This window comes from Peptoniphilus genitalis (genome assembly GCF_023614525.1).
GTDB classification, from domain to species: Bacteria; Bacillota; Clostridia; order Tissierellales; family Peptoniphilaceae; genus Peptoniphilus_A; species Peptoniphilus_A genitalis.
The window spans coordinates 1,828,211-1,841,469 of record NZ_CP097885.1; the positions used below are offsets into that span (position 1 = coordinate 1,828,211).

At 34.2% G+C, this 13,259-nt stretch carries 17 protein-coding genes; all 17 read left to right on the forward strand.

Annotated features, from left to right (window positions below; all coding sequences use genetic code 11):
• The first annotated feature begins 6 nt into the window (after window positions 1–6).
• Complete coding sequence (locus M9426_RS08760) at window positions 7–207, forward strand: hypothetical protein (protein ID WP_071125837.1); 201 nt, start codon at window positions 7–9, stop codon at window positions 205–207.
• Entirely contained in the window at window positions 182–3,040 is a 2,859-nt protein-coding gene (locus M9426_RS08765; RefSeq protein WP_250342009.1) for a DNA polymerase, read from the forward strand. The genes M9426_RS08760 and M9426_RS08765 overlap by 26 nt, the downstream gene beginning before the upstream one ends.
• A gap of 13 nt (window positions 3,041–3,053) precedes the next feature.
• The gene (locus M9426_RS08770; protein ID WP_004835125.1) at window positions 3,054–3,254 is read left to right on the forward strand and encodes a hypothetical protein; all 201 of its coding nucleotides are present in this window, start codon (window positions 3,054–3,056) and stop codon (window positions 3,252–3,254) included.
• The gene (locus M9426_RS08775; protein WP_002834899.1) at window positions 3,247–3,633 is read left to right on the forward strand and encodes a DUF7768 domain-containing protein; all 387 of its coding nucleotides are present in this window, start codon (window positions 3,247–3,249) and stop codon (window positions 3,631–3,633) included. The genes M9426_RS08770 and M9426_RS08775 overlap by 8 nt, the downstream gene beginning before the upstream one ends.
• Entirely contained in the window at window positions 3,634–5,835 is a 2,202-nt protein-coding gene (locus M9426_RS08780; protein ID WP_250342010.1) for a phage/plasmid primase, P4 family, read from the forward strand.
• A 263-nt stretch (window positions 5,836–6,098) separates the two neighbouring features.
• On the forward strand, window positions 6,099–6,356 hold the full coding sequence (locus M9426_RS08785) for a sterile alpha motif-like domain-containing protein (RefSeq protein ID WP_035109046.1): 258 nt from the start codon (window positions 6,099–6,101) through the stop codon (window positions 6,354–6,356).
• Window positions 6,314–6,595, forward strand: a complete 282-nt coding sequence (locus M9426_RS08790; RefSeq protein ID WP_250342011.1) for a VRR-NUC domain-containing protein — start codon at window positions 6,314–6,316, stop codon at window positions 6,593–6,595. The genes M9426_RS08785 and M9426_RS08790 overlap by 43 nt, the downstream gene beginning before the upstream one ends.
• On the forward strand, window positions 6,596–7,939 hold the full coding sequence (locus M9426_RS08795; RefSeq protein ID WP_250342012.1) for a DEAD/DEAH box helicase: 1,344 nt from the start codon (window positions 6,596–6,598) through the stop codon (window positions 7,937–7,939).
• Between the two features lie 47 nt (window positions 7,940–7,986).
• Window positions 7,987–8,415, forward strand: coding sequence for a hypothetical protein (locus M9426_RS08800; protein WP_250342013.1), 429 nt, complete (start codon window positions 7,987–7,989; stop codon window positions 8,413–8,415).
• Window positions 8,416–8,514: 99 nt separating this feature from the next.
• Window positions 8,515–8,871 (forward strand): HNH endonuclease, encoded by a 357-nt coding sequence (locus tag M9426_RS08805; protein WP_250342014.1) that lies wholly within the window; start codon window positions 8,515–8,517, stop codon window positions 8,869–8,871.
• Between the two features lie 233 nt (window positions 8,872–9,104).
• Window positions 9,105–9,572, forward strand: a complete 468-nt coding sequence (locus tag M9426_RS08810) for a P27 family phage terminase small subunit (protein WP_435405873.1) — start codon at window positions 9,105–9,107, stop codon at window positions 9,570–9,572.
• A 9-nt stretch (window positions 9,573–9,581) separates the two neighbouring features.
• A complete protein-coding gene (locus M9426_RS08815) occupies window positions 9,582–10,094 on the forward strand; it encodes an NUMOD4 domain-containing protein (protein ID WP_002834886.1) in 513 nt (170 codons plus the stop codon).
• A gap of 3 nt (window positions 10,095–10,097) precedes the next feature.
• On the forward strand, window positions 10,098–10,880 hold the full coding sequence (locus M9426_RS08820) for an S-adenosylmethionine synthetase N-terminal domain-containing protein (RefSeq protein ID WP_002834885.1): 783 nt from the start codon (window positions 10,098–10,100) through the stop codon (window positions 10,878–10,880).
• Window positions 10,880–12,130, forward strand: coding sequence for a site-specific DNA-methyltransferase (locus M9426_RS08825; protein WP_002834884.1), 1,251 nt, complete (start codon window positions 10,880–10,882; stop codon window positions 12,128–12,130). Before M9426_RS08820 ends, M9426_RS08825 begins: the two co-directional genes overlap by 1 nt.
• A 43-nt stretch (window positions 12,131–12,173) precedes the next feature.
• The gene (locus M9426_RS08830) at window positions 12,174–12,389 is read left to right on the forward strand and encodes a DUF4314 domain-containing protein (RefSeq protein WP_002834883.1); all 216 of its coding nucleotides are present in this window, start codon (window positions 12,174–12,176) and stop codon (window positions 12,387–12,389) included.
• Between the two features lie 71 nt (window positions 12,390–12,460).
• Window positions 12,461–12,829: a DUF7698 family protein gene (locus tag M9426_RS08835; protein WP_035109042.1), complete on the forward strand. Its 369-nt coding sequence runs from the start codon at window positions 12,461–12,463 to the stop codon at window positions 12,827–12,829.
• A 93-nt stretch (window positions 12,830–12,922) separates the two neighbouring features.
• The gene (locus tag M9426_RS08840; RefSeq protein WP_035109041.1) at window positions 12,923–13,210 is read left to right on the forward strand and encodes a hypothetical protein; all 288 of its coding nucleotides are present in this window, start codon (window positions 12,923–12,925) and stop codon (window positions 13,208–13,210) included.
• Window positions 13,211–13,259: the final 49 nt, after the last annotated feature.

Genomic DNA, 13,259 nt, shown 5'->3' on the forward strand with positions numbered 1-13,259 from the left:
GTAGAAATGGACTATTTAATTACAGCGATAGTTTTAGCTATTTGGTCCTTTTTATGTTATAAGCTTGGATTTTTACAAGCTCAGTTAAAAGAACTAGATAGAGATATTAGAAAAATAGAAAAACAAATAAAAGAAGATAGAAAAAATAATTTAGCAGAATTAACAAAGCTTAGTGATAGCTATGAAGAGATTGTCCATAGATCTTGAGACCTATTCTTCAGTTGACTTAGGCAAAAGTGGTGTATACAAATATGCTGAGAGTGAGGATTTTGAAATCCTCCTCTTTGCCTATTCTATTGATGATGGAGAAGTTAAGGTCATAGATTTGGCAAGTGGAGAGATTATTCCTGAAGAAATATTATCAGCACTTAGAGATGAAACTATAGAAAAGTGGGCCTTTAACGCAAACTTTGAAAGGGTGTGTTTATCTAGATTTCTTGGAGAGCGATTAAAACCTCAAGGTTGGTACTGCACCATGATTTGGTCGGCTTATCTTGGTCTACCTCTATCTCTTGAAAAAGTAGGAGAGGTTTTAAAACTAGATAAGCAAAAAATGAATGAAGGCAAGGCTCTCATAAGATATTTTTCTATTCCTTGTAAACCAACTAAAACCAATGGTATGAGGACAAGAAATCTACCACATCACGATTTAGAAAAGTGGTCTATCTTTAAGGAATATAACCAAAGAGATGTGGAAACAGAAATGGCTATTAAGAAAAAACTATCAGCCTTTCCTATGCCTCAATCAGAATGGGAAAACTACTGGATAGACCAAACCATCAATGACAGAGGAATCTTAATTGATGAAGTTTTAGTTGATTCAGCTATTAAATTTGATGAGATATTACGAGATGAAAACATGGATAGAGCTATAGGATTAACTGGTCTTGAGAATCCAAATTCTCCCTTACAGCTTAAAGAATGGCTAAATAAGAAAGGCTTAGAGATAGAGTCTTTAGCTAAGAAAGATGTAGAGTCTGCTCTTAAAAACGCTGAAGGAGATATTAAAGAAGTCTTGGAACTTAGACAGGAATTATCTAAGTCTTCAGTTAGAAAATATGATGCTATGAAAAATGTAAAAGGAAAAGACAATCGAGCAAGGGGTCTGATCCAATTTTATGGTGCAAATAGAACTGGAAGGTATTCAGGAAGACTTATTCAAGTTCAAAACTTAAGAAGAAACAATCTAAAAGATTTAGAACTTGCAAGAAGTCTTGTAAAAAATAGAGATTATGAAACTATGGAAATTCTCTATGAATCCCCGTCAGATATTTTATCCCAACTAATAAGGACAGCCTTTATAGCAAAAGAAGGCACCAGGTTTATTATTTCAGACTTTTCAGCAATAGAGGCCCGTGTCCTTGCATGGCTTGCAGGAGAACAATGGGTACTGGATGCCTTTGAAAATGGAGAAGATATCTATTGCAGAACAGCATCAAGGATGTTTGGAGTGCCAGTTGAAAAGCATGGAGTAAATGGTCATCTTAGACAAAAAGGAAAGATAGCGACGTTAGCTTGTATTGCTGAAGGCGAGTTGGTTCTTACAGATAAGGGGTTAGTTCCTATAGAAAAACTTACAAAAGCTCATAAATTATGGGATGGAGAAAACTGGGTTTCACATGATGGAGTTATATATAAGGGGATAGGAGAAGTGATTGAATATGATGGGCTTAGAGCAACAAAAGACCATATCGTATGGATCGAGGGGCAAGAAAAGCCAATACAATTTGGAGAAGCTGCCACCAGCGGAGCACATCTCCTACAATCAGGAGATGGTAGGAGAACAATACGGGTGGGTGAAGATTATAAGCCCAGAAAAAAGATGGGCGAAAAACTGGAATTCTTGTTATGTCCTCACAAGATGTCAAGGCTGTGGAAGCATTCAATGGCAAGACAGGGGAAATTTAACAACAGGAAGGTCAAAAGGATGTCAAGCTTGCTCCCAGCCAAGACAAATTCCACGATGGTTGGACAGAAGGCTAACAGCAGCAAAGCAAAGGTGTACCAACCCAAAAGATCCAGAGTTCAAAAACTATGGAGAAAGAGGAATAAAATTCAAGTTTCCATCAATTCTAGAGGCAGGTCTTTATTTAATAGAAAGATTTGGATTGCCAAAAAGAGAACTAGAAATAGACAGAATAGACAACAATGGGCATTACGAAAGAGGCAACTTAAGATTTGCGACTCGTATAGAGAATGCTTCGAACAAGAGAAATACTGTATTAACAGAATTTCATCAAAAATACTGGCCTTATGCACGAAGTGTTGTTATAAGGAAACTTTCAAAAGGATTAAGCCGAGACGAAATTATAGAAGATGCAGAATTAGCTGTATTCGAGAAAAGAAAAAATTGGAAAGGTATAGAAGCAAGACTAGACTTTATGATATACGAAATGCCGGAAAGAATAACCGTTTTACCGTATCAGGGAAATTAGTTCACAACTGTGGCTACCAAGGAGCCTTAGGTGCTCTTAAAGCTATGGGTGGTATTGAGATGGGTTTGTCTGAAGATGAACTTCAATCAATAGTTGATTCCTGGCGAGAGGCTAATCCAAATATAGTGAGTCTTTGGTGGGACATAGATTCAGTCGTAAGAAGGGTTGTAAAGACTAGAACTAAAGAAAAATATAAGAGCTTAGTTATTAGCTATGAAAAAGGCATTCTTTTCATAGAACTTCCTTCAAAAAGACGACTTGCTTATCCAAAGGCAAAGATAGGGATGAATCGATTTGGTGGAGAGTCAATAGTCTATGAGGGAATAGTAGTAGGAAATAAATGGGACAAGATAGAATCCTACGGCGGAAAGTTTGTAGAGAATATAGTTCAAGCTATCGCAAGGGATATTCTCGCTGAGGCTATGATGAGACTTGAACAAAAAGGATTTAATATCGTCATGCATATTCATGATGAAGTTGTAATAGAAAGTAATTCATCTAGTATCGAGGAAGTAAATCAAATAATGTCCTTACTTCCTAGTTGGGCACCTGGACTTATATTAGATGCAGATGGATTTGAAAGTGAATTTTATAAGAAAGATTAATGGAGGTTTATTCATGTTTTATGTGAAAGAAAAAATCAATGATTCTATGGAAATAAGCATTGAAATAAATGATGAGAATGTCTTTTGCACCTGTCCAAAGTGTGGAAAAGAAGTTCGAGTAGAATTAAATAAAGTATTGGAAGATGGCGATTTATTTTCTACTCAAGTTTGCTGTAATACTTGTAGTGAAACAATGAGGGATATTTATGAATAAGGAACTATACAACGGGAGTGGGTGCAAGGATCCCACTCCTTATCAAGCAATTAAAAATGCAGAGAAGAGATACTATCCCCTGGTATATATCTGCAGTCCATTTTCTGAAGATCTAGAAAATAATGTCATCAAGGCACAGAAGTATTCTCGATATGCCTTAGATAAAGGAAATATTCCCATAGCACCACATCTTTTATTTCCTCAGTTTATGAGTGATGAAAGTGAGAGAAGACTTGCCATGCATTTTAATTATGTCCTTCTTGGAAAATGTGAAGAAGTCTGGGCTTTTGGTGATCATATAAGTCCTGGAATGGCAGAAGAAATAAAAATTGCTAAGAAGAGAAAAATGAAGATTCGTTATATAAAGGAGGTATCCTAATTGAAAATATACACCTCAAACTTAATGGGAGTGGAGTCAAACTGTGTTTATCCAAATGAAGTTAATGCACTAGATGTTAGGTCATTTGAGAAAGCCGCAAGTTTTGATCATGTAATGGCTAAGTATAAAAATTCCTATCGATCCAATGATAATTTTATAGAGTCGGAATGTGTTCCCATGGATATAGACAACGATCATTCAGAAAATCCAGATGACTGGATTTCAGCTAATGATTTAAAGAGAATATTTGATGGAGTTAAATTTGCTATAGTTTACAGCAGAAACCATAGAAAAGAAAAAAATGGAAAAGCTGCAAGACCAAGAATGCACATATATTTTCCAATTCCTAAGATTACAAATTTAGCTGAATATGTAGGCATAAAAGAAAGCTTGGCAGAGACTTATACTTTCTTTGATGGTAATGCACTAGATGGAGCGAGATTTTTCTTTGGCGTTAAGAACCCTGTTGTTGAAATAGTTAGAGGGAGAAAATATGTAACAGAAATCCTAAAGGACGACTTTGAAAATTTTGATAACTCTCAAGATTTGATTCATCAAGGCTCTAGAAACTCAACTATGAATCATTTCGCTGGTAAGGTTCTAATTCGATATGGAAATACAGATGAGGCAAGAGAATTATTCGATAAAAAAGCATCACTTTGTTCTCCACCACTTCCAGATGATGAACTAGAACAAATATGGAGGTCAGCTTGTAAATTTTATAAAAAGGTAGCAGCAAGTGAAGATTATGTGCCACCTGAAGAATACAATGAAAGATATGAGAAATATAAGCCAGAGAAACTTACAGATATAGCAATGGCAGAAATCTTTACTAAGCATAACAAAGATAAAGCTATCTACACGATATCTCAAGGCTGGCTTTATTGGACGGGCAAGAAGTGGGAAGATTCTGAGCTAAAAGTAATGAGTCTTTATATGGAGACTGCCAAAAAAGTTTTAGAAAATGCAAGCATTGAATTTAAAGAGACCTATCAAGAATTAGCAGATGCTGAAATGATGGGAAGTAAGGAAGAAAAAGCACAAGCAAAATTAAAAATAAATAGTGCAAAAGCTTATCTCAATTTTGCTAAAAAAATGAACGACCACGGAAAAGTATCTGGAATATTAAAACTAGCTAAGTCTTTGTTAGAAGTTAAAAATGAAAAACTTGATGCAGATGCTTTTATTTTAAATACACCTGTTGGAGTTATTGATTTAAAAACAAGTGAAATAAAAGAGCATGACCCATCTTACTATTGCGCGAAGATTACTGCCCTAGCTCCAAGTAAGGATAATATGGATATGTGGATAGCTACTTTAAGGGATGTAACTGGTGGAGATGATGAGTTTATTAATTTCTTAAAGTTCCATGCAGGGTCGACATTAATAGGTCATGTTTATGAAGAAGCACTCCTTATAGCTTATGGAGATGGAGGAAATGGGAAGTCTACAGTCTTTAATTCAGAGGCTCACGTTCTTGGAGACTATGCAGGTAAAATCCCAGCTGAGTCTTTAACAACAAGAGCAAAGAATGTGAAGGTTGATCTTGCAGAGTTATGTGGTAAGAGATTTATTCTAGCCTCTGAAACAGAAGAGGGTCAAAGACTGTCAAGTTCAATGCTAAAGCAGATAGCAAGTGTTGATGATATTTCAGCAGAAAGAAAATACTATGCACCATTTTCATTTACGCCAACGCATTCTACTATTCTCTATACAAATCATTTACCAAAGGTAGGATCTAATGATCGAGGTACCTGGAGAAGAATTGTGGTGGCTCCATTTTCTGTCGCCATTAAAAATCCTAAGACAGACTATATAGATAAGCTCCTAGAAAAAGCAGGTGAGGCAATTCTACAGTGGATGATTGAAGGAGCAAAAGAATATATAGATGCAGGCTTTAAATATCCAAAGTGTAATGTAGTAGATGATGCAAAAAAATCATATAAAGAAGAAAATGACTGGATAAACCATTTTATTTCAGATAAATGCATAAAAGGAACAAATTTTAAAGAAATGAGTGCAAGGTTATATCAAGTTTATCGTGAGTGGGCTGGTTCAAATGGAGAATACATTAGGAATAATAGAGATTTTTCACGAGCCCTTATAGCAGAAGGTTATGAAAAGAAAAGGACAAATAGGGGAATTGAATGGGGTGGTATAACCATCAATGATTTAATGGAGTCGGAAGACGACTTTTTATAAATGCATCTTAGTGTAGCATTTATAGGCTAAATAAAGATGATTGTAGAGAAAAAAGTTTTTCTTAATTAATGAAAAATGTATACACTAAACTACAAAAAGACATGACTATTTACACTTGACTTAACAGTAAAATGGCTTAATATACGCATTTTGTATGGTGTGAATAGTTATAGCCTACTTTCTTTTATATATTATTTTTATTCTCTCGTGTAAAAGGTTTATATAAAGCTACACTATACAACACTTAAAAAAATGGAGGATTTATGAATTTCTATAATTACATGATGAAAAATCACTTAAATGAAAAGTCTCCAAGAGGAGATTTAGCAAGAGATATGAAGCAAGATAGAGACTTTCCTAAAAATAAAACAGGGAAATTTAAGGGCTGGAAAAGACTGATTAAAAATTATTTAAAAAGCCAGGGTGCTTGTTATGATTGTATGATGACTTTTGAGAACGCATGGAGGGAGTATGAAAATTGCGAGAGAAAGAGATTGAATCTGCCCTTGTTAAAAGAGTAAAAGAGAATAAGGGTCTTTGTCTTAAATTTACATCTCCTTCAATGACGGGAATACCAGATAGGATAATACTTCTACCTAAAGGAAAGATTGGATTTGTGGAAACAAAAAGACCTAGAGGAGAAGTAAGAGCAATCCAGAAAAAGAGAATAAGGCAATTTAAAGATTTAGGTTTTAAGGTTTATGTTCTTGATTCAAAAGAAAACATTGATGAAATAATAAAGAGGATTGGAGGTGACTAATTGGAATACACTCCACATAAATATCAAAAATATGCTACTGAGTTTATTAAAGAAAATAAAGAATCTGCACTTCTATTGGATATGGGTCTCGGCAAGACGGTCATAAGCTTATCAGCTATAAAAGATTTACTCTTTGATTCTTTTGAAATTTCTAAAGTTCTAATAATAGCACCATTAAGAGTTGCTAGAGATACATGGAAGGAAGAAATAGAAAAATGGTCTCATCTTGATATCTTAAAATATTCAGTAGTCATAGGTAGTGAAAAGGAAAGAATAAAAGCATTAAATAAACAGGCAGATATTTATCTAATCAATAGGGAAAATGTAGATTGGCTAATAAATAAGAGCGAACTGTCCTTTAACTACGATATGATTGTAATTGACGAATTATCATCTTTTAAGTCTCATAGATCAAAGAGGTTTAAGGCCTTGATGAAAGTTAGACCAAAGGTAAAAAGAATAGTTGGTCTTACTGGAACTCCATCATCAAATGGTCTAATGGATTTGTGGGCTGAGTTTAGACTGCTTGATATGGGTCAAAGACTTGGCAGATTTATTGGTCAGTACAGAGAAATCTACTTCAAACCAGATAAAAGAAACGGACCAATCATTTATTCTTACAAACCACTACCTTTTGCTGAAGATGCAATCTATGAAAAAATATCAGATATAACAGTTTCTATGAAAGCTGAAGATTACCTAAAAATGCCAGAGAAGATAAACAATGAAGTCTTTGTAAATCTATCAGACAAAGAAAGAGATATCTATGAAACCTTAAAAAAAGACTTGGTTGTTAGTATTAAGGATAAAGATATAGATGCAGTTAATGCTGCTGCACTTTCTAATAAGTTACTTCAAATGGCGTCAGGCTCTGTTTATGATGAAGATAAAAATATGATTCATATTCATGATAGAAAACTTGATGCCTTGGAAGATTTAATAGAGGGTGCAAATGGTAAACCTGTTCTGATAGCTTATTGGTATAAGTCAGATTTAAAAAGAATAAAAGACAAGTTTGATGTAAGAGAACTTAAGACAAGTGAGGACTTTAAAGAATGGAATCAAGGTAAGATTCCTGTAGCCATTATCCATCCAGCATCTGCTGGTCATGGATTAAACCTACAAGCAGGTGGCTCAACACTTATTTGGTTTTCTCTTACTTGGTCATTAGAACTTTATGAACAAACCAATGCCAGACTATATAGGCAGGGTCAGAAAGAAACAGTTGTAATTCATCATATCTTATCTAAAGGAACTATTGATGAAGATGTAATGAAATCATTAGAAAATAAGAACAAGACACAAGCTGCACTCATTGATGCAGTAAAAGCAAATCTAAAATGAGTAGAGGTTCTATAGAGAACTTACCTCAATACTTATGGAGGTAAGAAATGAATGCAAAAGAATATTTAAAACAAGCTTTTTATTTAGACAAGAGAATAAACTCAAAGCTGGAGCAAGTTGAATCACTCAACGCTCTAGCAACAAAAGCTACATCGACCTTATCAGATATGCCTAAGAGTCCTAATAGAGGACCATCAAAACTTGAAGATACTATCGTAAAGATTGTAGATCTCCAAGAAGAGATTAATAGGGATATAGATAAACTTGTAGATTTGAAAGCAGAGATGGTTGGAACAATCAAACAGATTCAAAATAAGGAACTTCAAGTTATCCTTGAAAAAAGATATCTTTGTTATGAGACTTGGGAGAAGATAGCAGTTGATATGAATTACGATATTAGGCATATTCATAGGCTTCACAATCTGGGATTAAAAGAAACTTCAAATCTAATCAAACCTTGTCATGAAATGTCATAGAATGTCACTATGGAGTTGTAGTATTATTAAAATAGCAAAAGAATAATTAATAGAGCCTTGAAGATTTAATCTTCGAGGCTTTCTTTATGGAGTGATAAAGTGCCAAGAAAACCTAAGAGACCATGTTCACATCCAGGTTGTCCAGAGTTAGTTGATGGACGATTCTGTAAGAAACATGAGAAAGAATACAACAAAAACTATGAAAAATATAAACGAGATCCTAAAACTCATAAGCGTTATGGAAAAGCATGGAGACTTATACGAAAAAGATATGTAGCAGAGCATCCACTTTGTGAGATGTGTTTAAAAGAAAATAGAATGACAAAGGTAGAGGAAGTACATCACATACTTCCTCTTTCTCGTGGTGGAACTAATGATGAAGATAATCTTATGAGTCTTTGTAAATCTTGTCACTCAAAGATTCATGCAAAGAGTGGAGATAGGTTTGGAGGATAGTTTTCCGTGGGTAGGGGGAGTCTTAATCTCTACGAGTGAATCCCCTACCAACGGTGCCGCCCTCTCACGCACAAAAAAACGGGTTCAAAGGCCCTATTAAAGAAAATAATAAACTAGGAGGTGATACTATCGCTAAAGACGGAACATACAGAGGTGGAAGAAGAGTAAAAGCAGGAGGGAAACCACAGCCTGCTGCTGAAAAAATAGAAAAAGGTAAAAAAGTAGAAATACTAATGAATGATATTCCAACATTTACTCCAGAAGAAATAGATGCAGTTGACTTACCAGACGGTGCTGTTCTTGATGGAACGGATATGCCAGCTCCTAGTGACTATCTATCTGCAAAGCAAAAAAATGGTATACCACTTGGTGCTGATGAAATATATAAAGAGACCTGGGGATGGCTAAAACAGAGAAACTGTGAAAACTTAGTAAATCCAAGATTATTAGAATCCTACTCCCAGGCTTTTGCAAGATACATTCAATGTGAAGAGGCAATAAGTCAATTTGGACTTTTAGGAAAGCATCCTACAACTGGTGGAGTTATTGCCTCTCCCTTTGTACAGATGTCTTCACAATTTCAAAAGACGGCCAATCTTCTATGGTACGAGATTTATGACATAGTTAAAGAAAACTGCACGGAAGTATATGAAGATTATGGAGAAGATATGATGGAAAAACTTCTAAGAAGTAGAAAGTAAGAGGTTTCATTGAATTCAATAGAAGTATGGAAAGATATTCCTGGATATGAAGATGAATATCAGGCATCTACTCTAGGTAATATTAGAAGCATAAAAAGTAATAATTTAATATTAAAGGGAGATTTTCAACCTAATGGATACAAAAGAGTTTACCTCTGGAAGAATGGTAGCAAAAAAAATTTGCTCGTTCACAGATTGGTGGCTCTTTCTTTTTTGCCTAATCCAAATAACTATGAGGAAGTAAATCATCTTGATGAAAACAAAGCTAATAACAAATTAGAAAATTTAGAATGGTGTACTCATTCATACAATATGAATTATGGAGATGTTAAGAAGAAAATATCTGAATCACATAAAGGAAAAGTGATTTCTGAAAAAAGTAGAAAAAAACTTTCTGAGAATAGCAAAAATAGGAAATGGATAAATAACGGGAAATTAGAAAAATGTGTAAAAGAGAATACGTTGAACAATTTTCTAATTAATGGTTGGAATTTTGGAAGGATAAAAAACATGGAGGTGTAATATATGTTTGAAAAAGTGAATCCATCACACGTTGATAAAATAGCAGATTGTATTGCTGGTGCAATTGTAGATTTAGCATATAAAGAAAAAGATAATCCTAAAATAGCAGTTGAAGTTTTACTGGGACATGGAGACTGTCATGTGATTATAGAAACGGACTGCAAGTTAGATGTTGAAGAAATCAAATCAGCTATTAATAGAATAGCAGGAGAAGTAAAAGCCGATGTAAAAATTGTAGAGCAAGACATTCACTTATCGAACAATCAAAAAGAAAAGATTAGATGTGGGGATAATGGAATATTTAAAGGAGTGCCTACATCTGAAGAAGAAAAGAAACTCTCAACTATAGCCAGAGAAATTTATAGGGACTACCCATATGATGGGAAATATATTCTCGATGGGGATAAACTTATTATTTGTCAGTCAAATGTATCTACGGAAATTTTAAAATCAATTTATCCAAGAGCAATTGTAAATCCATTAGGAGATTGGACTGGAGGATTTAATGTAGATACTGGAGCAACCAATAGAAAGCTAGGTTCAGATATGGGTCGAGCTGTAACTGGTGGTGGACTACATGGTAAAGACCTATCTAAGGCAGATGTATCGGTCAATATCTACGCCCACCTAAAAGCACAAAAAGAAAATAGGGATATAGAATTATCCTGTGCCATTGGAGATGAATTTGTTGGTGATAAAGCCTATGAAGAAATAGTAGAAATTGCCGAAGACTATGTAAAATCTATTGGTGGTTTTGAGGAATTTGCAAAGTGGGGGCTCATCTAATGAAAGAAGGACTATTACAATATGAATTAAAAAATGTAGATGAACTCATCCCATATATTAGTAATGCTAGAACGCATACTGACGAACAAGTAAATAAGGTAGCTGCATCTATAAAAGAATTTGGATTTTTAAATCCTATCTTAATTTCAGATGAGAATGTTATTACAGCAGGACATTGCAGACTTCTAGCGGCTAAGAAACTAGGACTAAAGAAAGTTCCATGTATTTTAGAAAATCATCTCACAGAGGCACAAAGAAAAGCTTATGTTCTTGCTGATAATAAGTTAAGTCTTGATGCTGGTTGGGATGAAGAATTACTAAAAATCGAACTAGAATCATTAGAAGAATATGGATTTAACGTAGAGCTGACAGGTTTTTCGGAAGAAGAACTGGGTCAGCTTTTTGATTTAGGTAGTGAAGCAAAAGAAGATGACTTTGATATTGAGGGAGAACTAAATAAACCAACTTTTTCTAAAGAAGGAGATATATGGGCTCTAGGAAGACATAAAGTTATCTGTGGAGATTCTACTCTATGGGATACTTTTGAAAAGTTACTAGGTGAAACTAAGGTCAATTTAGTATGTACAGATGCACCATATTTTGTAGATTTGAAAAATAAATCGGGAACAATTAAAAATGACAATCTTAATGATAAGGAAGCCTATGAATTTTTAATGAAGGTATTTACTAACTTCAAAGATGCAATGGCCAAAGATGCATCTATTTATGAATTCTATGCAACGATGAAGGCAAGAGTTTTCTATGATGCTTTTGAAGATGCTGGATTTAAAGTTGGTGCAGGACTGATTTGGAAAAAACCAAGAGCTCCTTTCATGAGAACAGATTGGAAATTTAATATGGAGCCTATTATCTTTGGTTGGAGAAAAGATGGAAAACATAACTGGTATGGAGATCAAAAGCAAACAGCAGTCTTTGAATTTGATGGAATTAAAGATTCTGAAAAAGAAGGATGTGGTCATCCATCATCAAAACCAGTACCACTTATTGCTTATTTAATAAAGCAATCAACTCAAACAAATGGCTTAGTCCTTGATGGATTTTTAGGAAGTGCATCTACATTAATTGCCTGTGAGGAGCTTAATCGAATCTGCTATGGAATAGAAATAGAACCTAAATTTGTTGATGTAGCAGTAAAAAGATATTTAAATTTAGTGGGTAGTGATGAAGATATAAGCCTTTTAAGAGATGGAAAAAAATATAAGTATGAAGATGTTATTAATCTGACTTGATATAAATCCTAGATTGAGTGATATATGTATGTGAGGTGATTAGATGATTTCAAGGGAAATTATACAAAAATTGAAAGAGACGTATCCAGTAGGTACAAGAGTGAAACTAATCCAAATGGAAGATGACCAAGCACCTCCAGTTGGAACTTTAGGTACAGTTTATGGAGTAGATGCCCTTGGATCAATCCTAGTAAAATGGGATAATGGTTCGATGTTAAATGTAATTTTTAGGGAGGATATTATTGAAAAATCTAATTAAATAACCATACATTGCTTGACTATTCCTCTATTGTACGGGAATATGTGTACAACAAAAGAGGAGGTACAAAAATGAAAAAGATTGAATTGTTAGAAAACATTAAAGAAAAAGAAGAATTCGAAGAAAATAAAATCAGTTACAGATTTTATTGGGCATATAGGGAATCCCAAAGGATAGGGCGAGACATCATAAACTTTGATGACATTGGATTTGTAGATAATCACGAAGATATGATAGAGAATCTTGAAAGATTTGGAATACAAGAATTTACAATTTCAGACCAGTCAACAGGTCTTATGAAAGGATTAAAAAGTTTTAAAAGAAAAGGTTACTTTCCTATAGACTTAATTGAAATAGATACAGGAAGGACTAATTGGAATTTCAAAGAGAGCAAAGAGGAAAAAGAATATGCACCAGCCCTCCTTTTCAAGAGAAATTAATAATAAAAATAGAGAGTTGAGCAAGATAATTGCTTGACTTATCTCTTCTTGTACGGGAATATGTGTACAACAAAAGAGAAGGAGAACATTACCATGAAAAAAGACCTTTTAGAAAGATTAGAAGCAGAAGTTAAAGCTTGCAAAAGATACGCAGAAAGCTCAATAAAAAAATCAAAAGAAGGCAAGACTGGAGCAGCCATTAACCTTTTAGACATAGCAGGAACAGCAAAGAAATGTGCAGACCAAGTTCATGAAGAACTTTGGGAAGTATCAAAAGGAAATTTAACAGATGAAGAATTCCAACTTTTTACAGAATCAGAAACACTAGAAAGAGAATTAAAGAAAGCTTACAAAGAATTAAACATAGCAAGACAAAGATAAAAAAATTCCAAATAGAGTTTAGGCTCTATTTGTTGTAGTAGAAGTCACT

Excerpts from the sequence above, each read along its gene's own strand:
- M9426_RS08810 (WP_435405873.1), top strand. The coding sequence starts at position 9,105 with ATGAATGATATTCCAACATTTACTCCAGAAGAAATAGATGCAGTTGAC.
- M9426_RS08820 (WP_002834885.1), top strand. The coding sequence starts at position 10,098 with ATGTTTGAAAAAGTGAATCCATCACACGTTGATAAAATAGCAGATTGT.
- M9426_RS08825 (WP_002834884.1), top strand. The coding sequence starts at position 10,880 with ATGAAAGAAGGACTATTACAATATGAATTAAAAAATGTAGATGAACTC.
- M9426_RS08765 (WP_250342009.1), top strand. The coding sequence starts at position 182 with ATGAAGAGATTGTCCATAGATCTTGAGACCTATTCTTCAGTTGACTTA.
- M9426_RS08835 (WP_035109042.1), top strand. The coding sequence starts at position 12,461 with ATGAAAAAGATTGAATTGTTAGAAAACATTAAAGAAAAAGAAGAATTC.
- M9426_RS08830 (WP_002834883.1), top strand. The coding sequence starts at position 12,174 with ATGATTTCAAGGGAAATTATACAAAAATTGAAAGAGACGTATCCAGTA.
- M9426_RS08840 (WP_035109041.1), top strand. The coding sequence starts at position 12,923 with ATGAAAAAAGACCTTTTAGAAAGATTAGAAGCAGAAGTTAAAGCTTGC.
- M9426_RS08775 (WP_002834899.1), top strand. The coding sequence starts at position 3,247 with ATGAATAAGGAACTATACAACGGGAGTGGGTGCAAGGATCCCACTCCT.
- M9426_RS08770 (WP_004835125.1), top strand. The coding sequence starts at position 3,054 with ATGTTTTATGTGAAAGAAAAAATCAATGATTCTATGGAAATAAGCATT.
- M9426_RS08760 (WP_071125837.1), top strand. The coding sequence starts at position 7 with ATGGACTATTTAATTACAGCGATAGTTTTAGCTATTTGGTCCTTTTTA.
- M9426_RS08800 (WP_250342013.1), top strand. The coding sequence starts at position 7,987 with ATGAATGCAAAAGAATATTTAAAACAAGCTTTTTATTTAGACAAGAGA.
- M9426_RS08785 (WP_035109046.1), top strand. The coding sequence starts at position 6,099 with ATGAATTTCTATAATTACATGATGAAAAATCACTTAAATGAAAAGTCT.